General features: G+C 27.6%; 21 protein-coding genes. 17 read left to right on the forward strand and 4 right to left on the reverse strand.

The genetic code is table 11. The features are described from left to right. Positions 1–163: 163 nt before the first annotated feature. The 14 genes from AYC61_RS13230 to AYC61_RS13295 all read left to right on the forward strand — a co-directional run bounded on the left by AYC61_RS13230 (position 164) and on the right by AYC61_RS13295 (position 14,091). Positions 164–772 (forward strand): TetR/AcrR family transcriptional regulator, encoded by a 609-nt coding sequence (locus AYC61_RS13230; RefSeq protein ID WP_066503275.1) that lies wholly within the window; start codon positions 164–166, stop codon positions 770–772. A gap of 11 nt (positions 773–783) precedes the next feature. Further along, entirely contained in the window at positions 784–1,152 is a 369-nt protein-coding gene (locus AYC61_RS13235; protein ID WP_066503283.1) for an FMN-binding protein, read from the forward strand. Next, positions 1,149–1,640 (forward strand): flavodoxin domain-containing protein, encoded by a 492-nt coding sequence (locus tag AYC61_RS13240; RefSeq protein WP_066503285.1) that lies wholly within the window; start codon positions 1,149–1,151, stop codon positions 1,638–1,640. The genes AYC61_RS13235 and AYC61_RS13240 overlap by 4 nt, the downstream gene beginning before the upstream one ends. 309 nt (positions 1,641–1,949) lie before the next feature. After that, on the forward strand, positions 1,950–2,786 hold the full coding sequence (locus AYC61_RS13245) for a CvfB family protein (RefSeq protein WP_066503287.1): 837 nt from the start codon (positions 1,950–1,952) through the stop codon (positions 2,784–2,786). A 190-nt stretch (positions 2,787–2,976) separates the two neighbouring features. Continuing rightward, positions 2,977–4,230: a serpin family protein gene (locus AYC61_RS13250; protein WP_066503289.1), complete on the forward strand. Its 1,254-nt coding sequence runs from the start codon at positions 2,977–2,979 to the stop codon at positions 4,228–4,230. A 282-nt stretch (positions 4,231–4,512) separates the two neighbouring features. Continuing rightward, entirely contained in the window at positions 4,513–5,403 is an 891-nt protein-coding gene (locus AYC61_RS13255) for a DMT family transporter (protein WP_066503291.1), read from the forward strand. Between the two features lie 74 nt (positions 5,404–5,477). Further along, positions 5,478–6,389, forward strand: coding sequence for an ArsR/SmtB family transcription factor (locus tag AYC61_RS13260; RefSeq protein ID WP_066503293.1), 912 nt, complete (start codon positions 5,478–5,480; stop codon positions 6,387–6,389). Then, a complete protein-coding gene (locus AYC61_RS13265) occupies positions 6,390–7,130 on the forward strand; it encodes a GNAT family N-acetyltransferase (RefSeq protein ID WP_066503297.1) in 741 nt (246 codons plus the stop codon). A gap of 1 nt (position 7,131) precedes the next feature. After that, complete coding sequence (locus AYC61_RS13270) at positions 7,132–7,872, forward strand: class I SAM-dependent methyltransferase (protein ID WP_066503299.1); 741 nt, start codon at positions 7,132–7,134, stop codon at positions 7,870–7,872. 369 nt (positions 7,873–8,241) lie between these two features. Beyond that, the gene (locus tag AYC61_RS13275; RefSeq protein WP_066503300.1) at positions 8,242–8,988 is read left to right on the forward strand and encodes a spore coat protein; all 747 of its coding nucleotides are present in this window, start codon (positions 8,242–8,244) and stop codon (positions 8,986–8,988) included. Positions 8,989–9,276: 288 nt separating this feature from the next. After that, positions 9,277–10,332 (forward strand): SGNH/GDSL hydrolase family protein, encoded by a 1,056-nt coding sequence (locus AYC61_RS13280; RefSeq protein ID WP_066503307.1) that lies wholly within the window; start codon positions 9,277–9,279, stop codon positions 10,330–10,332. An 8-nt stretch (positions 10,333–10,340) separates the two neighbouring features. Further along, positions 10,341–11,795: an MBOAT family O-acyltransferase gene (locus AYC61_RS13285; RefSeq protein ID WP_066503309.1), complete on the forward strand. Its 1,455-nt coding sequence runs from the start codon at positions 10,341–10,343 to the stop codon at positions 11,793–11,795. Positions 11,796–11,975: 180 nt separating this feature from the next. Continuing rightward, complete coding sequence (locus tag AYC61_RS13290; protein ID WP_066503311.1) at positions 11,976–12,902, forward strand: radical SAM protein; 927 nt, start codon at positions 11,976–11,978, stop codon at positions 12,900–12,902. Positions 12,903–13,224: 322 nt separating this feature from the next. Continuing rightward, positions 13,225–14,091 carry a pyridoxamine kinase gene (locus AYC61_RS13295; RefSeq protein WP_066503313.1) on the forward strand — a complete coding sequence of 289 codons (867 nt, stop codon included), beginning with the start codon at positions 13,225–13,227 and terminating at the stop codon, positions 14,089–14,091. 135 nt (positions 14,092–14,226) lie between these two features. Here the strand turns inward: AYC61_RS13295 and AYC61_RS13300 are convergent, their stop codons facing one another. The 3 genes from AYC61_RS13300 to AYC61_RS21335 all read right to left on the reverse strand — a co-directional run bounded on the left by AYC61_RS13300 (position 14,227) and on the right by AYC61_RS21335 (position 15,686). Further along, positions 14,227–14,712, reverse strand: coding sequence for a hypothetical protein (locus AYC61_RS13300; protein WP_066503320.1), 486 nt, complete (start codon positions 14,710–14,712; stop codon positions 14,227–14,229). A gap of 67 nt (positions 14,713–14,779) precedes the next feature. Further along, complete coding sequence (locus AYC61_RS13305) at positions 14,780–15,499, reverse strand: hypothetical protein (protein ID WP_066503321.1); 720 nt, start codon at positions 15,497–15,499, stop codon at positions 14,780–14,782. A gap of 40 nt (positions 15,500–15,539) precedes the next feature. Further along, positions 15,540–15,686, reverse strand: coding sequence for a hypothetical protein (locus AYC61_RS21335; RefSeq protein WP_156456464.1), 147 nt, complete (start codon positions 15,684–15,686; stop codon positions 15,540–15,542). A gap of 1,511 nt (positions 15,687–17,197) precedes the next feature. On the opposite strand from AYC61_RS21335, the gene AYC61_RS13310 reads away from it, so the two are divergent. Both AYC61_RS13310 and brnQ read left to right on the forward strand, forming a co-directional pair. Further along, positions 17,198–17,416: a hypothetical protein gene (locus AYC61_RS13310; RefSeq protein WP_066503322.1), complete on the forward strand. Its 219-nt coding sequence runs from the start codon at positions 17,198–17,200 to the stop codon at positions 17,414–17,416. A 343-nt stretch (positions 17,417–17,759) separates the two neighbouring features. Further along, positions 17,760–19,049, forward strand: coding sequence for a branched-chain amino acid transport system II carrier protein (gene brnQ, locus AYC61_RS13315; RefSeq protein WP_066503323.1), 1,290 nt, complete (start codon positions 17,760–17,762; stop codon positions 19,047–19,049). Between the two features lie 43 nt (positions 19,050–19,092). On the opposite strand, the gene AYC61_RS13320 is transcribed toward brnQ, so the two are convergent. Beyond that, positions 19,093–19,959 (reverse strand): damage-control phosphatase ARMT1 family protein, encoded by an 867-nt coding sequence (locus tag AYC61_RS13320; protein WP_066503324.1) that lies wholly within the window; start codon positions 19,957–19,959, stop codon positions 19,093–19,095. Between the two features lie 242 nt (positions 19,960–20,201). On the opposite strand from AYC61_RS13320, the gene AYC61_RS13325 reads away from it, so the two are divergent. After that, the gene (locus AYC61_RS13325; RefSeq protein WP_066503325.1) at positions 20,202–20,531 is read left to right on the forward strand and encodes a DUF6054 family protein; all 330 of its coding nucleotides are present in this window, start codon (positions 20,202–20,204) and stop codon (positions 20,529–20,531) included. Positions 20,532–20,549: the final 18 nt, after the last annotated feature.

Below are 20,549 nucleotides of genomic sequence, written 5' to 3' on the forward strand. Positions count from 1 at the left end.
ATTCTTTATACTAGCATATGAATTTCAGAAATATTTAAAAGTAGTAAATGTTAAAACGTCTTTGTTTTATTTTTTGACAAAGTAGAATGGAATATATATAATAATAATTAAACAGTGTTTAATATTTGAATAAAGTTAATAAATAGAAGAGAGATGAATAATCATGGGTAGAGAACGACAGAAACAAAAAAAAGAGGAAACAAGGCAATTAATACTAGATACTGCACGGTCAATTGTAGTTAAGGAAGGCATTGATAAGCTGTCTATAAGAAAAATAACAAATATTTTAGATTATTCACCAGGCATCATTTATCATTATTTTAAAGATAAAGATGAAATAGTGGATACATTGTTAAAAGAGGGTTATGGAAAGATTCTCAAAAGTTTATCAACCTTGAAAGTTGATAATAATGATCCTGAAAAAGAAATTAAAGAAGATTTTATGCATTACATTTATACTGTACTTAAGTTTCAAGATGAATACAAAGCTTTTCTTTTATGTGAGAGACCTTCTATCTTGAAGTATACTTGTTTATTGCATAAGGGTGTTAGTAACGATAGAAAATCAATTCAGAAATTATGTGCGAGTATAAAAAAAGGTATAAAACAAGGTGTTTTTGCAGATTGTGATGTAGAACTAACAGCTCAATCTTTGTGGGTATCAGTGTTTGGCCTTGTTCTTAGATTAATTATTGAAAAAACAACAGACGAACAAAGATGTAGGTTGATTAATCGACAACTAGAAGTTTTAATTAATGGTATTAAAAGGTAAGAGGTGGGCTTATGAGAAAGAAAATTATATTAAGTGTTTGTGTATTATGTATAGCAGTGATAGTTGGTATTTTTGTTAAGCTTAAGACAACGAAGTACGAAGCAGTGGAGATAAGTAATGTAAACCTATCTACAATTGCAGATGGTATATATGAAGGTGATAGCAAGACAAATTTTGTTAAAGTAAAGGTTGTTGTTACGGTTAAAGATAATATAATTCAAGATATTGTTATTAAAGAACATGAATGTGGTTTAGGCAAGAAGGCTGAGGCAATTGTTGATGATATAATTGAAAAACAATCCTTACAGGTAGATTGTATTAGTGGTGCTACCATGAGCAGTAATGTTATTAAATTAGCAGTAGAGGAGGCTTTGAGATGAGTATTCTAATTGTGTATGATTCAAAATATGGTTTTACAGATAAGTGTGTGGAATATTTGACTAGAAAATTAGAAGGTGATGTAAATAGTGTTAATCTTCAAGTAGATAAAGTGCATAACCTAAGCTCTTATAGCAAGGTAATTATTGGAGGTTCAATATATGCAGGGATGCTACGAAAGAGAGTTAAGAAATTTTGTTTGGAAAACTTATCTGTTTTGCAAAATAAAGAAGCTGGGTTATTTATAACATGTACATCAACTGGTGAGCAGGCATTGAAGCAGATGCAAATGAATTTTCCAAGTGACTTATATGAAAAGGCTGTTGCTAAGGATTATTTTGGTGGTGAAATAATCATGGATAAAGCTAAGTTTTTTGATCGTTTAATTATTAAGATGGTTTCTAAAGGAGATAAGGGGGATGTGAAGAAAAGTAATGGTATGGATGTTGATAGAATAAAAGAATTTGCAAATAAAATGAATGGTAACTAGAATTAATAACAGGAGAGGGTTTGTATAGATTTCAACCTCTCCTATTTTATTTGAGTTAGTGAGTGAAAGTTTTCTGTTGACCGTATTGCTAATTTTTATACATCTATAATAGTGCAAAAACATTAGAATAATGTATTCGTTTGGATGTTTAACTGTAAAATTATTCGAGCTAAAATGCACTTATATAGATTAAAAAAATAAATAATGTATAATCATTGCATTTTACTACCTTGAAATCCATTATGTATAATGATATATTTACTATAGCTAATTAATATGAGATAAAATATATATAAATAAGGAGAGAATATGATAGAATTAGGTAAAATACAGAAATTACAGGTAATTGATTTTGGCTCAAAGGGTGTATATTTAAGTGAAGGTAAAAAGGAAAATAATAAAATATTGCTACATAATAATGAAATTAAGAATCAGCTTAAAATAGGTGATGAAATTGAGGTCTTTGTCTATAGAAATACTAGTAATAAAATAGTTGCTACAACAAATAGACCCAAACTTACAGTAGGTGAAATTGGCTTTCTAAAAGTTATTGAAATAACAAAATTTGGTGCATTTCTTGATTGGGGATTAGATAAAGATTTGTTTTTACCGTTTAAAGAGCAAAAAGATAAAATTGTTCAAGGTAGAGAGTATTTAGTTGGTGTTTATATTGACAAGAGCTCTAGACTATGTGCAACTATGAATGTTTATGATTTGTTGAGTACTGAGTCACCATATAAGGTAAATGATTCAGTTAAAGGTTTTGTGTATAAATTAAACAGAGAAATGGGTGCATTTGTTGCTATAGATTACAGATATCATGCAATGATACCTAACAATGAATTATTTGGTGATATTAGAATTGGTGATAATATAGAAGGTAGAGTCACTAAAATCAGGCCAGATGGTAAAATGTATATAAGTATTAGACAGAAAACATACAAGCAAATTGATAAAGATGTGAATATTATAATGGATAAGCTTTTGAAAAACAAAGGGAAACTGTATTTGAATGATAACAGTTCTCCTGAAAAAATCAGACAGCAATTAAATATAAGTAAAGGTGCATTTAAAAAGGCAGTAGGCAGATTATTAAAAAAGAGAATAATAAGAATCACAAAAGATGGAATAGAATTAATTGTTTAAGTATAATGAATAGATAAATTTTTAGTAAGGCTGCAAGATTAATTGGAGCCTTTTAAAATTGTGTTAAAATATATGCTAAAAAAGCTCAAATTCAGAATTAGTGTTGAATTTGAGCTTTTTAAATAATAAAAATTATATTTGGAACAAAATGCCATGCTTTATAGTCTATAGTAATTAGGAGGGGATTATTGTGAAAAAAATTAGTTTTCTAACTATTATTTGTTTAATTATGATTAATTTATGTGCGTGCAGTACAAATACTATTAGTAAGATTGATAGCTCAAGTAAATTAATGAAAGTACAAACAAAAGATAATGAATTTAATAAAGAAGTAGCAACTAGTATTAATGAATTAGGAGAAACATTAATCAAATCTTGTTCTGATGGAAAAGAAAATAGTATAACTTCTCCATTAAGTTTAGCAGTAGCTTTATCTGTTTTAACAAATGGGGCTCAAGAAAATACCAAACAAGAATTAATGGACATAATCAACAAATCACATTTAGATGAAAAAACACTAAATGAACAATATTGCTTACTGTTAAATTTATTAAACGAAACAGGATATGACGAAGGCGGGAAAAAAACAACCTTAGTACAATCTGCTAATTCAATATGGGTAGATGAAAGATACAAATTAAGAGATGAATTTGTCAAAATAGCTCAAGAATATTATGACAGTGGAGTTTATAGTGTAGATTTTAACGATAGTGATAGTAAAGATGATATGAATAAGTGGATTAGTGATAAAACAAATGGCATGATAAAAGATTATATAAAAAAGCTTGATGTATTAGATAGACTGTTTATTTTTAATACAGTATATTTTAATGGGAAATGGGTGGATCAATTTAATAAAAAGAATACAGAAACAGAAAAATTCCATTTGAAAGATGGCAGCGAAATAGATGTAGATATGATGAATGCACAAAGACAAATGTCATGTTATGAGGATGAAGAAATAACTTATGGAAGCTTAAGTTATTATGGATGTAGTATGAATATAGTTATTCCAAAAGGTAATATAGATGATTACATAAAAGAATTTAGTTACCAAGAACTAAATGATAAACTCAAAAACAAGGAATATATTAAATGTAATATTAAATTACCTAAATTCAAGTATGAAGCTGAATATAATTTAAATGATGCATTAAGACAACTAGGTGTGGAAGATATTTTTATTGCGTACAGGGCTAATCTTAATGGAATATTTAAAGAAAACCCAGAACCATTGTGGGTAGATAAAATTAAGCAAAAATGTGTGATATCAGTTGATGAGGAAGGTACAGAAGCAGCGGCTTTAACATCTGTTGGTTTATGTGGTAGTGCACCTCCTCCAGAGAAGATAATAAATTTATATGCAAATAGACCGTTTTTATATTTTATCAAACATGGTAGAACAGGCGTAATAATGTTTGAAGGAGTTATATATAAACCATAGAAAACTTGAACCCTGATTATTCATTAACTACAGTCTAGGGCGAATATATAACTATTATTTTTTAGAGTGTTTCAAAATGGATATTAGATATTTCTACAATATAGAATAATTTCATTTTGAGACATTTCATTTTTTTTTGTATAAATTAATATTGAACCCTGCTATTCACATAAAATCATAGATTTTAGTTCACTGCTCATAATTTTCTATGTTTACTATTGAAAATATATGCTAGAAGTTTTAAAATGAATTGAATGACAAATATGATAGGGGTATATAGACATGAATAGTAATAATAATATAAAGGGAATACTTTTAGCTATGTGTTCAGCTGTAGGCTTTGGTATTATGCCGATAATAGCTTCTTATGCATATAAATATGGAGCTAATCCAATAACTTTAGTATTAATTAGATTTTTTGTAGCATCAATATTGCTCTTTTTTTATGTATTGTTAACTAAAAAGAGCTTAAAGCTTGATATAAAGCTTATTCCTAAAATAATAATCACTAGTATAATCGGTTATGCAACTACCGCATTGATATTATTTAAATCTTATCAATACATTGATGTGGGTTTAGCAACCGTATTGCATTTTAATTATCCGTGTGTAGTTACATTATTATGTTTTATAGTGTTTAAAGAAAAATTAAATAAATATAAAATTGGTGCATTATTAATGTCACTTATAGGAATATGGGTTTTGATAGGCTTTAGTCATATTGAACTAAATGCAAAAGGTATTACATTTGCAATTTTGTCAGGAATGAGTTATTCGGTATATATTTTAATAATTGATCATAGCAGCTTGAGAAAGCTTGATAGTATAATATTAACTTTGTATTTAACAGTATTTTGTTTTTTGGCATTATTTACTTTTGGAACTATTACGAATACTATAAAGCTTAATATTTCTTGGAAAGCATATAGTTTATTCATAGTACTCGGATGCATTTCTATTTTTACACTATTAATGTTCATAGATGCAGTAAAAATAATTGGCTCAGTTAAATCATCAATACTAAGTACATTAGAACCAATTACAGGTATAATTTTAAGTGCTGTGTTTTTAGGTGAACATATTGGAATAAATACTGTAATTGGTACAGTGTGTATTTTGCTAGCTGTCTATGGAACTGTATTTGATTCACTCAAAAATAATAAAAAATTATAATGTTTAATATTGACATACAGATAAAAATATGCTAATATTTGCGTAGATGCACAAATATGCAAAAGGAGGAATTTATGAAATTAAAGCAGGGTTATTATGGATTATTAGATTTGTTATTAAGTTTAAGAGAGATATACATGGGAGAGAGGTTTAAACCTTTTTGTAAGCAGTTAACAAATTTACATAATAAATTAAATGAACAAGAGTATGAACAGATATTTAAGCTTGGTGATGAGACAAATGGGTATCTAGATGCTATAGCAAATAGTATAAATATTGTATTAAATATAGGATCTTCTGTGGAAGAAATTTTTCTAAAACTTAGAGAAAAACCGTCTTTATTGTTAAATGACGATTCAATGAAACAGGAAGTCAATTTTATATTGAATTTGTGGCAGAATTATTTTAATATTGAAATTTCAAAAAACAACAAGCAATTAACAGACAAGGTTTTTGAAATTGATGAGAATATATCTAAACAAGGTATTTTAAATTATCTTACCAGTATTACTGATAGATTTGAAATAAGAGATAATATTATAGATTTTCATATAAAACCAGATTTTGAAGTTGAGATAGCAGCTATAGAGAATATAATAATCATGCCTTCATTGTATGCATGTAGAAATTTTACCTTTTGGTACAATGATAATAATTTTATATTTTATATAGGACTTGAGAGTAAGGAAATAACGCCTATAGAACCCTCTGATATGCTTTTGTTAAAAACTTCTGCTTTCAATGACAAGACTAGGTTAAAAATACTAAAATTATTGATTAATAAAAGTATGAGTGCAAATGAAATCGCAAAGATTTTAGATGTTAATGCTTCAACGATATCTAGACATTTGAAAATATTTAAGGATACAAATTTTGTAGATATACAAGCAAAGGAGGGGAATTCAATTTATTATTACCTTAATGAAATCAAGATAAAGAAAGCTTTAGATGATATTTATAATTTTATTAAAGGGGAGGAATTGTAAATGGTTAAATTCATAGAGGAATTATCCATGAATGCATTACCAGCACTTAATACAATTTTCTATGATGGATGGATTATAAGAATATCAAAAGATTATAGCAGTAAAAGGGCAAGTTCAGTATATGCAATGTATCCTTCTATTGAAGATATTAAAACTAAAATTACTAGATGTGAAAATATTTATACTAAACAAGATAAAAAGGTAGTTTTCAAGATATCTGAAGATGATGTTAGTTTGGAATTAGATAGAATTTTAGAAGAAAAAGGATATAATAAAGAAGCTGTAACGTGTGTCATGGACATGGATTTGGATGATAATTACGCTTATGATGAAAATATTAAAATAGAAAAAACTATGTATAATGGATGGCTGGATAATTTTATTCAATTAAGCAAAAAAAGCAAGACTGAGTATAGTGCTATAAAGAAATTATATGAGAACTTAGTATTACCTGTTATTTGTGTTTCAATATTCAAAGATGCAAGGTGCATAGCTACAGGCTTGGGGATTATTGAAAGAGGATATGTTGGTATATTCAACGTATATGTAAGTGAAGATAATAGAAGAAAAGGTTTAGCAACAGAAATTATGATGGCTATACTAAACCAAGCAAAGAAAAACGGTGTTGAAAAATCATATCTACAGGTTGTAAGAGATAATGTACCTGCAAAGAAATTATATGAGCAATTAGGATATAATCATATTTATAATTATTGGTATAGAATTAGGGAGGAGTTATAATATGATTACTTATAATTATGATGATATATCAAAAGTGTATGATGATGTTAGATATGGTGAGGTTGAATTAATTAACAAAATGATTCAAGATAGTGATATAGATACTGACAGCTATATATTAGAGATAGGTTGTGGCACTGGTAATTATTTAAAGATATTTGAACAAAGCTTTAACAATATCTATGGGATAGATCAATCCCGAGGTATGTTATCAAAAGCTAAGAAAAAATGTAATCATGCAATATTTACTTTAGGAGACGCAACAATATTAGAAGCTTATAATGATTGTACCTTTGACTTAATTTATATGGTTGATGTAATACATCATATAAAAGAAGTTGATAAATTTTTCAAAAGTATAAATAGAGTACTGAAAAAAGGTGGCTTTTTATATATTTTTACAGACAGTCATGATCATATAAAAAACAGACTTACTACAAAATATTTTCCACAGACATTAGAATATGAACTGGGAAGGTACCAGAGTTTAAATGAATTAACCTGCAAATTAAAACAAAATAATTTTACAGATATAGAAACAAACGAGGTTATGATTGGCTATGATCATAAGTATGGCTTTAAATTGATAGAGCTAGCTAAAAAAAGAGGATATTCTATGTTTGGATTTTTAACTGATGAAGATATTGAAAGTGGAGTTAATAGAATAAAGGATGAGTTGGAAAACGGAGTAGAAATTGTGTATAAAATGAAAGCACCATATATAAAAGCATGTAAAGCATAACCTGCTTGTATCAATTAAATATAATATCTCATATTATGATAATATATCCCAGAATGTTAATCCCTGATTATTCATATAACGCCCCATAATATGCTGTATAGTTTTGAATTAGAAGGTGTGTAGTGAATTCGAAGGCATACCTAGTTGGTACGTCGAGAATTTAATATATGCCTTATAAACATAAGCAGAGAACTAAAATCTATGATTTTATGTGAATCGCTTACTCATTCGAAGAATGAGCATCATTTAAAAAAAGTATTAAATTTTCTATGACTAATCTGGGTTGATATAACTTAAAAAAATAGGATGCAGAATAGTATCTTAAGTTGTGTGGATAATCTGGGACTTGATGATATGAGGAGGAAAATTATGTATTACTATCCTTTTTACTATTACAGTCAAAATGGTTTAGATAGTAATTATATTATTTTGGACTTTAAACGAGGAGACGTAAACGGAGATGGTTTTTTAGATAGTATATTTCTTATAGGAAAAAAAATTGACTCTAGCAGTCCATTTGTTACTGAAATAAAGCTTGTAATATTTAATTGCAGAACATATAAATATACAATTATTTCACCAGAAAATGACGCTGGTTATAATCCAACATTGTTTTTAGGTGATTTTACAGGAAACAAAATACTAGATATTATGATATCTATAGATTCTGGTGGTAGTGGGGGTTATGCATTCTATTATGTTTATACCTATCGTGGCAGAAAATATATAACTATTTTTGATTCGGATAAGTTTTACAAACAGTACACTTACGAAGTTGATTATCTAGACTATTATGCAGTTAAAGTTACTAGTAAAAAAGTTAAAAAAGTATTTATTATAGACATAAGAAATAGGGATAAAGACTACCTTTCAAAATTATATGATCAAAATGGAAAACTTAAACAGCCAATAAAAGGGGCAGTAATGCCTTTAGGAGGGCTTTATCCTATTGATTTTAGAAGAAACGGAGTGTATAATCTATATGCAATGCAGAGAATTATAGGGCTATATAATGCAGATGGTTTAGGACTAGTAGAAACCTCTCTTGAGTGGAAAGATAGAGAATTTGTTAGTTTTATGCAGAATGTAGCTGTTTTTGGTGCAGATATAAAGTGAAGAAAACCTTCTAAAGTAGAAAGAGTTATATACTTTAGGAGGTTTTCTTATGCGTCAAATAGTTAATAAAATTCAATTGAGCTATGTGAATATTTCTTTGTGAAATAAAAATATAAAAATATAAAATTATTTACTTAATCAAGATGTTTTAATATAATAGAGCTGAGAATTTTGTAACATAAAAGTTAAATTTGTATAGTAAATTGAACCCTGATTGTTCGTATAACTTTGAATAATCTGGGTTGGATATTTACAATGTTCTAGTATAAAAATTAAAGGAGTTACAAGATGAAAAAATTTATTAAAAGAGGAATAGTTTTTATTTTTTTATTTTTACTGATATTTCAAATAGGATTTGCTAAAATATTCAAAACAGATTATATATATGATTATAGAGTGAATTATGATGTATTTAAGGATTATACAGACAGTATTGAAGCAGTTTTTGAAGTAATTGCTGATGATATTGAAGGTAATAAAATTGATAAATATATTGTTATATTAGGAGATTCTGTTGGTTATAGCAGTCCTGGGAGTCAGCACCAATCTATTGGTTATTACATGAATAAGCTGGTAAATGAAGATAGCAGCTTTGACAAAGTTTATAATCTAGCTATACCCTCAATGCAAATGGGTGATATTTATGTAATGTTAAAATTAATGGATAAATACAGTATATCATCAGATAATCTTATTATTAATACTATATATCCGGATTTCATTAATTCTGTACCATATAGTACACCAGTTTTTTGGATGAAAGATTATCTATGTGAGCTAGATAGAGAAACATATGATAAAGTATATACAGAGTTTTATCCACAAAAAGAAAGTAATAGAGATTATTACGTTAATACTATTAAACATTACTTAAATACAAGGCTTTCAATATTGAGGTATAGAGACTACTTTAAAGGGAATTTAAATAATGCTTTTGCACATGATACGGAAAAAATAGTACAAGCATGGAACAAAAAAACATTTTTATTTGATCTCATGAAACAAGAGGATTACAAATACATATATACTGATTTACCTTTTACATTTAACAATGATGTTCCTCAGATTTTTTTTATTGAAAAAATTCTACAAATGCAAAGAGGCAAAAATACATTATTCTTTTTGGCAGCAATGAATGATGAATTGTTAGGTGATAATGTTAAAAAGGATGGTTATATATCTAATATGGAAAAGATAGATAATTATTTCAATCAAAAAAAAGAAATTAAATATGTCAATTACAACGGAAAGATTGATTATAAGTTATTTTCAGACCATATACACTTAATTCCTAAAGGATATGAAATGTTAGCAGAGGATTTATATGAAAGGATAAAAAATTAGGAGGACATATGTTATTTAATTCATTAGAGTTTTTAATATTTTTCATAGTAGTTGTAACGCTATATTTTTTAATACCTCATAAATACAGATGGATACTGTTATTAACAGCTAGTTATTTGTTTTACATGTCATGGAAAGTTGAATATATTGTTTTAATATTATTTGCAACTATAATAAATTATTGGATGAGTATAAAATTATATGAGACAAGTAATCTGAAGAAAAAGAAGATTTATTTATATATTAGTTTAATAAGCAGTTTAAGCGTTCTATTTATTTTTAAATATTTTAATTTTTTCATGCAGTCAATTACAGACTTAAATAAGATTTTAAATATAAATATAGAATCTACAACATTAAGCTTATTACTACCTGTTGGGATATCTTTTTATACATTTCAAACACTTAGTTATACTATAGATGTATACAGAGGTAAAATTAAACCTGAAAGACATTTTGGGATATTTGCATTGTTTGTTACATTTTTTCCGCAATTAGTTGCAGGACCTATTGAAAGGTCAGAGAATTTGCTGCCGCAATTTTATGAAAAACACGATTTCGACTATGATAGAGTAATAAATGGATTTATACTTATGCTTATTGGTTTTACTAAAAAAGTTGTTGTTGCAGATAGAATAGCTGTTGTTGTAAATCAAGTATATAATAATCCAAATGATTATTATGGAATAACAATAATAATAGCAACAGTCTTGTTTGCAGTGCAGATTTATTATGATTTTTCAGGGTATTCAGATATAGCGATAGGTGTATCTCAAATTATGGGATTTAGTTTAATGGATAATTTTAAAAAACCTTATTTTGCAAAGAGTGTATCAGAGTTTTGGAAAAGATGGCATATATCATTATCTTCATGGCTTAAAGATTATGTATACATACCTTTAGGTGGCAATAGAGTAGTAAAATGGAGGCATTATTATAACTTAATAGTGACATTTTTCTTGAGTGGATTGTGGCATGGTGCCGCATGGACATTTGTTATATGGGGACTTTTACATGGAGGATATTTAGTTGTTAGTATAATTACCAAAAATATTAGAGATAAGGTAATGGCTCCTATTAGAAAATTAAAGAAATTAAATAGTCTGATTCAAATGGTGATAACATTTATTTTAGTAGATTTTGCATGGATATTTTTTAGAGCAAATTCTTTAGGTGATTCAGTTACTATAATAAAAAACATGACACATTTAAGCTTAAATTTAGAACCTGTCTATAAGCTATTTTGGACAGTTCATTTTACTAAAGTTGATTTAGTAATATTCATATTATGTACTATTATTATTGAAGGAATAAAAATTCCAAGGAATAAAAGATACATTGATTTTAATAGATATAAAATACCTGTATATGTTAGATGGGGGTTGTATTTTGCTGCACTTTTTGTAATAATTGTTTTAGGTGCTTATACTAAAGCAAATGAATTTATATATTTTCAATTTTAATATTTTAGTGAATACTTAAGCACTTAAGTTTTGAGTGCTTAAAAATTTGACTAAAAATTAAATGAGTAAACCAATGTTTTAATAAATCATTATGATTTAGAGCAAAAATCGTATTAATAGTATACAGTCGTAAATAGAAAGGATGGTGAAAACCGCTAATTTAATTAACGGGATACAGTTATGGAATATAAACATATATTTGGACCAGTTCCTTCAAGAAGGATGGGTATATCATTAGGTGTTAGTCCAATTGAAGATAATTGTTGTAGTTATTCATGCATTTATTGTCAGTTAGGCAGGACTAGAAGCATGAAAGTTAAGCCAGAAGATTTTTTTGAAGTTAGTGAAATAATTGAAGAGATAAAAGAGTATTTAAAAACCAATAAAGAGTTTGATGTAATTACTATAGTTGGCGAGGGTGAACCAACATTATATAACAAATTGAAGGATCTAATATTACATATTAAGAAACTAACAGATAAGCCTATAGCAGTAATTACAAACAGTTCAATTTTGACAAATGATGAGGTAGTGCAAGCATTAAATTGTGCAGATTTAGTTCTTCCATCACTTGATGTAAGTAATGAGGATGATTTTAAGAAAATTAACAGACCCCATGGGCAAATCAAATTTAATGAAATGCTAGAAAGTTTAATTAACTTTTCAAAGCAATACAAAGGTCAGCTTTGGCTTGAAACTATGCTCGTAAAAGATTTTAATGATGATATACAAAAGCTGTATGATTATAAAAATATTATAAGCAAAATAAAATATGATAGATTGTATATCAATACTCCAGTTAGACCTCCAGCAGAAGAATATGCTTTAGAGCCTTCAGACGATTTAGTTAACAAAGCTTGTGAAATTTTAGGAGGAATTTCTATTAATCATCTTGTATCAAAAGGCTTCTATAGTGATATAAAGGATGATTTAGAAGCTATAAAAAGTATAATTAAAAGACATCCTATGAATACTTTTGAAATAAAAAGTTTTCTAAATTCTAGAAATTGTACTGATACTGATAATATAATTAGTTCTTTAAATAAAGAAGATAGCATACAAAGAGTTGAGTATAAAGGATATGTTACTTACAGATTAAATAGATAGTTTCAAAACTAAAATTTAAATATAATGTGTAGATAACATTAACTGTTTAGCTCATAAGTTTTTGGTGAGGGGACCCATCTCATAATCTTTGACGATTCCGACAAGAGCTCGTTTCTTATGATTTAAGTATGGGCGATGAAGAAACGAACTCTTGAAGTCATGCTTTCAAAGAAACATGAGATGGTTCCCTAGTAACTAATTGGTGGTTTTTACAACTAATATATTGGGGAAACTGAGTTGCTTTACACATTTAATAGGGAAAATATAAGCAGTGTAGAGTTCTTGAACTAACTATTATAGATTAAGATAGGGGAGAGTTTATATGAATCAAGTAAAAAGAGTTGCTGCTATACATGATTTAGCTGGGTTTGGAAGAGCTTCATTATCAGTTATTATTCCAATAATATCGACTATGGGAATGCAAGTTTGTCCTATGCCAACAGCTGTTTTGTCAAGTCATACAGAGTTTGACAATTATACTTTTGTGGATTTAACAGATACTATGGAAAATTATATGAATCATTGGAAAGATGAAAAAATAGAGTTTGATAGTATATATAGTGGTTTTTTGGGTTCTCCTAAACAAATTGGTATAATTTCTAAATTCATTGATACATTTAAAACGGATAAATGTCTAGTTGTTGTTGACCCTGTTATGGGTGATAATGGACAATTGTATAGTACAATGGATATGGTAATGGTAGAGAATATGAGAAAGTTAATACAAAAAGCTGATATAATAACACCTAATTTTACTGAAGCAGCATATCTTCTTGGAGAAGAATATAATAGAGATATTTCCGAGGAAAAGGTAAAAGAATGGTTAAAAAGACTTGCTGATATGGGAGCAAAAACTGTTATCATAACAAGTGTTCCTACAGAAAGCACTAAAAACACAGCAGTAATAGCTTATGACAGCAAAGAAGATAAGTATTGGAAAGTTAGTTGTCAATACATACCTGCTCATTTTCCCGGTACAGGAGATGCATTTACAAGCGTTATAGTAGGTAGTTTACTAAAAGGTGATAGTCTTCCAATGGCTTTAGATAGAGGAGTTCAATTTATAACTGCATGTATAAGAGCTAGTTATGGGTTTAATTATCCTAGAAAAGAAGGAGTATTATTAGAAAAAGTATTAGGAAATTTAAATATGCCTTTTATGATAAGTAGTTATGAACTTTTGGAGTAAATAAAATTTTTCCTGTTAACATTAACCTTATGATATTGATAAATACAAAAATTCATAAAAAAATGAGCAAGCCTTTTTGCTAAACTTGCAATATAAGCTTGCTCAAATTATTAATTAGTTTATTTATATAGCCAATTAATCTGTAGAAAGAGAAGATCCTGTAATCTGATCATAAATATTTAATATATCATCTTTATTATCAGTTGGTGCGAAAAAATACACATTTTCATTGTATTTTTCATCTAAAGCACTTAAACGTCCAAATATCATTTTTAAATTTCTGGGCATTAGAATTCTACCAATATCGCTGCCTGAATTATTTAATTGATGTAAAGTGTAATAATCATCTTCAAATTTATGTTTGAAATTTTCTGTGAATGAAACTATATACTGATTAGATTGAATTTCCATTGAGATACCATCAATATTTAATGTACCTGTTATTTTATTTTGCATTGTTATATTTCTTTTTATTTTTCCATTAAATTTTATTTGGATTTTTTTACTTTGATTTTTTCCAATATCCATATACCCATTATAAGTTCTTTGTACATTTGTAGGTATCTTATATATAACCATTATTATTATTATTATTAAAATCAAGATATGTTTTGTTTTCATACTTAATATTTTCCACCTTTATTAATTTCAAATCATATTTGATTTGAATATAAATCTTATTACAACATTACCATTCTTTGGCACATTCTTCAAAATGGTCGATAATTGAAGAGTTTATTTCTTCTGGGCCTCCATGATAGTATTCAACATATTTACTTCTATTATTCATCCATACATCTAATGCTATATCTGTCAAAAGTTCTTTGTCGTAATTTTCTCCATATTCGATTTTGATTGTTCCATAATCCTTATCTTCATTAATAAAGTCTTGAGTATCTTCATTAATAAAGTCTTGAGTATTTTCATTATAAGCTGAAAAGTATGCAATTAGTTCAGTATCTAATCTGGCAGAAGCAGCATAGTCTTGCCAACCATACTCTGTATAAATTAAAACATCTCTACTAAATAATATTCTATTATGCTTAGTTTCAACTAACGGATTTTTATAAAATGGCTGCTGTGCAGGGGGGATAAATGTTCCTATTATTGAACCTATCACACCAGCTACTGGACCAAAAGCTCCAGCAACCAAACCTATAGAAGTTCCTATTATTGATGGTAGGTATAAAGCACTTTTCTCTTCATATGGTTCAAAACTACCTACAATGCCCATATCTTCTGTAATAACTTTCACATCACCAATACTGGCTATTTCAGTTAAAGCATTTTCAGAAGATTCGTGTATATAATTTTTTATGGCCGTGTTAGTATTTAATGTGATAGTACTAGTTTTTTTATAATTACCAGCAGTATCAATTTTATAATATTCGATTTCTACTTTCTGCAATTTGGCGTTTATAGCTCCACGAAATTGTTTTTTGATTTTATTAACTTCGTGTTTTCCAATTGCATTCTGAACCTTCTTTACTTATAAAATTTTTATAATTTGAATTCTCTATAGCAAAACTATTTTGAGTAAATATGCCAAAGGCTAAAGTTAATATAATTACTAAACTGATTAATCTTTTTATCATTTCATCCTCCTTTATTATGCTTCATTAATGTTTTATAACTATTTATTTATATTCTTAATTATTAATAATACCTCTTTTCCAGAAAAAAATATAAATAAATACATTCAAAACATTTCCATATTTAAAATATAATATAATAGTAACATAAAATTAACAATAAAACTAGATTAACTTCAATGTCTTTCAGGGCAAAACGTATTTAAAATTATTTTTTGTAAAGCTAGTACAGCGCTCCTATTTTTTGGAAATATTATTTTATGTCAAGATAATTCTTGCTTACAAAATTGACATAATAAAACAGCATTGCTTAAATAAATTTGTAACTTTTTATTAGAAACTTTTATTTCTTCTATTACCCAAATTTTTTTTTATTCTTCTATGTAATTTCTTTTCAACACTGAATCACCCCCATGTTATATTTGTTAAATTTCTTCAAATTCATCTTTTAGATGCTTTTGCTCTATAATAATGATACAGTATTTGTGGCAATAGATAATAAAAAGTTTGATTGACAAATTAGAATAAATTAGAAATTAGATAAATAGATAATTTAAAATTACATAAAAGGATGAATGATTGATAAATATTGTAATAGTGCAAATTGGTTTGTAGGTAGCCATTGGTGGACTGTATGTAAGATAACGAAGATATTAGTCCTTGGTATACTTTAGATGATAATGAATTGATATCAACGCCTAGTATAATAATGTTAAGCAAGAGGATCAAGAATTTGTTTAAAGGATACAATATAAAAACGAACATTACAGGTATGGACAATACTGTCAGCACATAGTATTCTTAAATTTGAATAACGCCTTAGGACAATATTATTAATCTCTTTGGTTCAATATTGGATACCTGTGGGTCAGACAATTAATCCATTTACTGAATTTTATGTGTTGGCTGGTTGGAACCTTTATGGCATATCCGTATAACGCGCTAGGTTATGTATCACTAGATGAAATGGATGCTCTTACTTACTTTTTTCAAAGGAGTGATTACTATCAATAGATATTTTGATTTTTTAAGCGTTGGTATTGATGTAGGTTCTAAAACCTAGTATCCTTACTCCTGATTACAAACCCATCTCTAAGTATATTAAAATTGATTTTACTTCTGATGCTTCTCTTTCTAATTTTGCAATTCTTTTAGAATCATTTTTATCATTTTAACTTTCCTAATCCCTCGGTTTTTGTTAGAATTACTAATGAGGGGATTTAAGATGTATACATCTAAATCCATAGATTTAAGAAAGTGGAAGAGTGGAATATGGTAGATTCCTGTGGATTCTAGAAAGATTTTAGCTTTTAAAGAATATACCTCTTCTGCTTTTTTAATTGAATTAACAAAATTAGCATATTCTTATGATTTAAAGACTTCTATTGTACCTAACGATCTGATTCTAAATATTCGTACTTTAACTAGAAACTATCACAATTGACTGATACTAAAACCGCTTTCGTTAATCAGCTAACTAAGGAACAGGTAATTTTAAAGCAAGTAAAGTATCTATGTCTAAAAGAGGTTCTTCTATAGCTAGAAGAGTTCTATATATTATAGCTATGGCAACTATTCGCCGAAAACGAAATGGTGACTATGTCAATTGTGTTATACGTAATTATTATGACAGCAAGCTTGTAGCTAAATCTAAAAAATGTGCTATTGGTTCTATTATGAGGAAAATTGTTAATATTGTTTTTGCGGTTCTAGAGACAAAAAGGAATATGTAATGATTACACCAAAAGATCATATTAAAAAATATAGTCAATTAAAACAAGTTAAATCTGCAGCATAGAAACCGAATTTTCAAACTTAATTAAAGCCAATTTTTCGTGTTTCTAATTGGTTTATTTTCTATGCTCTTAGTTATCTTTTCCTATTTAATAAAAAAATTATTGACTTTTACTAGCTGGTCTGAATGGCTCTTTTCAAAAGAAGATTTAAAAAGATTTAATCACTAAAAATGTTTACTTTGACAAATTAAAATATTAAAGTTATAATATTTCTTAGTTTTGTAAATATTCTAAAATGACAGAATTTTGACAAAATAATATCAAATAACGGAGGAATTAAATGAATAACAAGACAAAAGATATTATAATAGTTGGATTGGCATTATTTGCAATGTTTTTTGGAGCGGGAAATCTAATATTTCCACCATCTTTAGGTTTAATTGCTGGTAAAAATTGGATTACATGTGGGTTTGGATTTTTTATAACAGCAATAGGAATGCCCTTGCTTGGAATAATAGCTGTATCAAAAGCTGGAGGGTCGATCGACAGAATTGGAAATAAAGTTCATCCAGTCTTTAGTAAAATATTTGCAACTGTTGTAATTCTAGCTATTGGACCTTTGCTTGCTATACCAAGAACAGGAGCAACTGCTTATGAATTAGGTGTTTTACCGATGTTTCCAAAGGTAGAAAGTGTAGTTGTATCAATTATATTCTTTGGATTGACCTTATTTTTCGTTATTAAACCAAGTACAATAGTTGACAAAATTGCCAAGATATTAACTCCTTTATTATTAATAATGATATTAGCTATAATCATAAAAGGTGTAATGAGTCCGATAGGAAGTCCACAAAGTGTTATGTCTGATAGTCCATTTTCAGTGGGCTTTAATGAAGGTTATCAAACAATGGATGCTTTAGCTTCATTAATTTTTGGTGGAGTTATACTATATTCTGTTATAGCAAAAGGATATGTTAAGACTCAAGATCAAGTAAAAATAACTATAAAAGCAGGTTTTATAGCTGCATTCTTTTTAGCGATAATTTATGGAGGATTAGTTTATTTAGGAGCTTCAGCTAATAGTGTTTATCCATTAGATTTATCAAAGACAGAATTACTTATGAGAATTGCAAATCATGCTTTAGGTAGCTTTGGTAAAGTAGCATTAGGGATAGTAGCATTTCTAGCTTGTCTTACAACATCTATAGGTTTAACAGCGACTGTAGGTGATTTCTTCAATAAATTAAGCAATGATAAAATTCCTTATATTGTGATAGTAATAATAACATGCGTATTTAGTTGTGTATTTGCTAATAAAGGTGTGGAGATGATAGTAAGTATAGCTGTACCATTGTTAGTAGCGGTTTACCCAATAGCAATAGTTTTAATATTATTAAATCTATTTGGAGATGCTATACCAAATAGTTATTATTTTGGAGCAGTTTTCGGAGCTATGATTGTAAGTTTACATGATGGAATTGTACAAGCAGGCTATAAAATAGACTTAATAACTAATATTATTAATAAGATACCTTTATATGATAAAGGCTTTGGATGGATTTTACCAGCGTTTATTGGAGGATTAATAACTTTAGTATTATTAAGAAACAAGAAACAGATATATCAATAAAAGTAATAATAGTTTAAAATAATATAGAATGAGTATAGCTTGCCTAGTTTTTAAGGCAAACTATACTCATTTTTTCTACACCTGCTATATTTGCAACCACTTCACATTTAGCCATAAATAATAAGAAAAGATTATCTTTATTAACATCACTTAAACCTTCGTAGTTACCTTGACCTTTAGCAATAACAGTATCTGCAGAGAAGAATACTTCTCTAAAACTATCACTTGTATTTTCTAAGATAGTTCCTGGAGAACCATCACCACTGTCAATTATTTCAGCAACTTCATCCATTTTAACCATAAGAGCATCTTCGGTAGTAACATCATTAAGAGCAGGTTTACCTCTTACAGCAAATATAACTTTCAAATCTGGATAAGTTTCTTTAATAAACTTTATAAAAATTTTATCTAATACTATTTCGCCACAATTATCTCCTATATATAGCAAAGTTTTAGATTTTGATAATGCGTCTTTGAGTTCATTACTATTGTTTACAGTAAGGTTATAATCATCTACGTTTTTTATTTTCTCAAGAATAATATCTTTATTAAATTTATGTGCAGGACCAAAATCTATTATATTACCAATTATTGCTGTTTTTAGAGCAGTGAAAAATAAATCATTGGAGTTCATAATTATATTTTCAATAGCTTCAGCTTGATCTAATAGGATATTATTATAATATTTCTTTATTTCACTATATGGATTAGCGTTGTTAGTGTACTTTGTTACGATTTTTAAAATCCCCTTCATTGTGTGTGGATTAGCCAATTCGTAGTCAATATTTTTAAGATAATCAAAAACATCTGCGAAAATTAGTTTCTTTTGCTCATCTGTGCAATTTAGAAGTTCAGTTATTCTTAAAGTTTGATTTAAATTGCATGGGAGACATTTAAAGTTCAGTTTCACTAGTACCACTCCTTGTGTGTATTTATTGTCATATGACCAAATGTATCATCATTGATATTATATCAAATAAGCATTTATGTCAATAACAAACTCAAGTTGTTCATAGAAATTCAAATCACAATGAATAGAAAAGCTTTGTGTGAGTTTACAAAAATGTAAAAAAATGATAAAATAGCTATATACTAAGGATTTACGATATAATTAAATTAAAAATATAAAAACAAGGAAGAGGGTCTTAAATTATGAGCAAAACAAGTTTTAATGTAAATATATCTCCTAGAGAAGTATGTGATATATTAAGAAATGAAATGAATGAAGATTTAGTACATGAAGAATATCATGATATAGAAAGTGGTAAGTTTATCGCAACGATGATATATGAAAAATTTTACTTTAGAGCAAGTAATAGAGCGGCTTTAATTGTTATTGTAGATGATTTATATGGACAAACAAATTTAAGAGCTGTTTGTACAGGTAGTTCGCAAGGAATGATATTTAATTTTGATTGGGGAGCAGCTAATGATTTTGTCAATATTGTAAAAAGAATATTAAAGAAATATATAATTGAATAGTTTTTTGAAAATGAACTG

This window comes from Abyssisolibacter fermentans, assembly GCF_001559865.1.
Classification (GTDB): Bacteria; Bacillota; Clostridia; order Tissierellales; family MCWD3; genus Abyssisolibacter; species Abyssisolibacter fermentans.

What these genes read in the sequence shown, in the direction of transcription:
- AYC61_RS13285 (WP_066503309.1), top strand. Translation starts at nt 10,341, where the DNA reads ATGTTATTTAATTCATTAGAGTTTTTAATATTTTTCATAGTAGTTGTA.
- AYC61_RS13235 (WP_066503283.1), top strand. Translation starts at nt 784, where the DNA reads ATGAGAAAGAAAATTATATTAAGTGTTTGTGTATTATGTATAGCAGTG.
- AYC61_RS13270 (WP_066503299.1), top strand. Translation starts at nt 7,132, where the DNA reads ATGATTACTTATAATTATGATGATATATCAAAAGTGTATGATGATGTT.
- AYC61_RS13275 (WP_066503300.1), top strand. Translation starts at nt 8,242, where the DNA reads ATGTATTACTATCCTTTTTACTATTACAGTCAAAATGGTTTAGATAGT.
- AYC61_RS13280 (WP_066503307.1), top strand. Translation starts at nt 9,277, where the DNA reads ATGAAAAAATTTATTAAAAGAGGAATAGTTTTTATTTTTTTATTTTTA.
- AYC61_RS13265 (WP_066503297.1), top strand. Translation starts at nt 6,390, where the DNA reads ATGGTTAAATTCATAGAGGAATTATCCATGAATGCATTACCAGCACTT.
- AYC61_RS13230 (WP_066503275.1), top strand. Translation starts at nt 164, where the DNA reads ATGGGTAGAGAACGACAGAAACAAAAAAAAGAGGAAACAAGGCAATTA.
- brnQ (WP_066503323.1), top strand. Translation starts at nt 17,760, where the DNA reads ATGAATAACAAGACAAAAGATATTATAATAGTTGGATTGGCATTATTT.
- AYC61_RS13245 (WP_066503287.1), top strand. Translation starts at nt 1,950, where the DNA reads ATGATAGAATTAGGTAAAATACAGAAATTACAGGTAATTGATTTTGGC.
- AYC61_RS21335 (WP_156456464.1), bottom strand. Translation starts at nt 15,686, where the DNA reads ATGATAAAAAGATTAATCAGTTTAGTAATTATATTAACTTTAGCCTTT.
- AYC61_RS13295 (WP_066503313.1), top strand. Translation starts at nt 13,225, where the DNA reads ATGAATCAAGTAAAAAGAGTTGCTGCTATACATGATTTAGCTGGGTTT.
- AYC61_RS13290 (WP_066503311.1), top strand. Translation starts at nt 11,976, where the DNA reads ATGGAATATAAACATATATTTGGACCAGTTCCTTCAAGAAGGATGGGT.
- AYC61_RS13240 (WP_066503285.1), top strand. Translation starts at nt 1,149, where the DNA reads ATGAGTATTCTAATTGTGTATGATTCAAAATATGGTTTTACAGATAAG.
- AYC61_RS13300 (WP_066503320.1), bottom strand. Translation starts at nt 14,712, where the DNA reads ATGAAAACAAAACATATCTTGATTTTAATAATAATAATAATAATGGTT.
- AYC61_RS13260 (WP_066503293.1), top strand. Translation starts at nt 5,478, where the DNA reads ATGAAATTAAAGCAGGGTTATTATGGATTATTAGATTTGTTATTAAGT.
- AYC61_RS13325 (WP_066503325.1), top strand. Translation starts at nt 20,202, where the DNA reads ATGAGCAAAACAAGTTTTAATGTAAATATATCTCCTAGAGAAGTATGT.
- AYC61_RS13310 (WP_066503322.1), top strand. Translation starts at nt 17,198, where the DNA reads ATGTCTAAAAGAGGTTCTTCTATAGCTAGAAGAGTTCTATATATTATA.
- AYC61_RS13255 (WP_066503291.1), top strand. Translation starts at nt 4,513, where the DNA reads ATGAATAGTAATAATAATATAAAGGGAATACTTTTAGCTATGTGTTCA.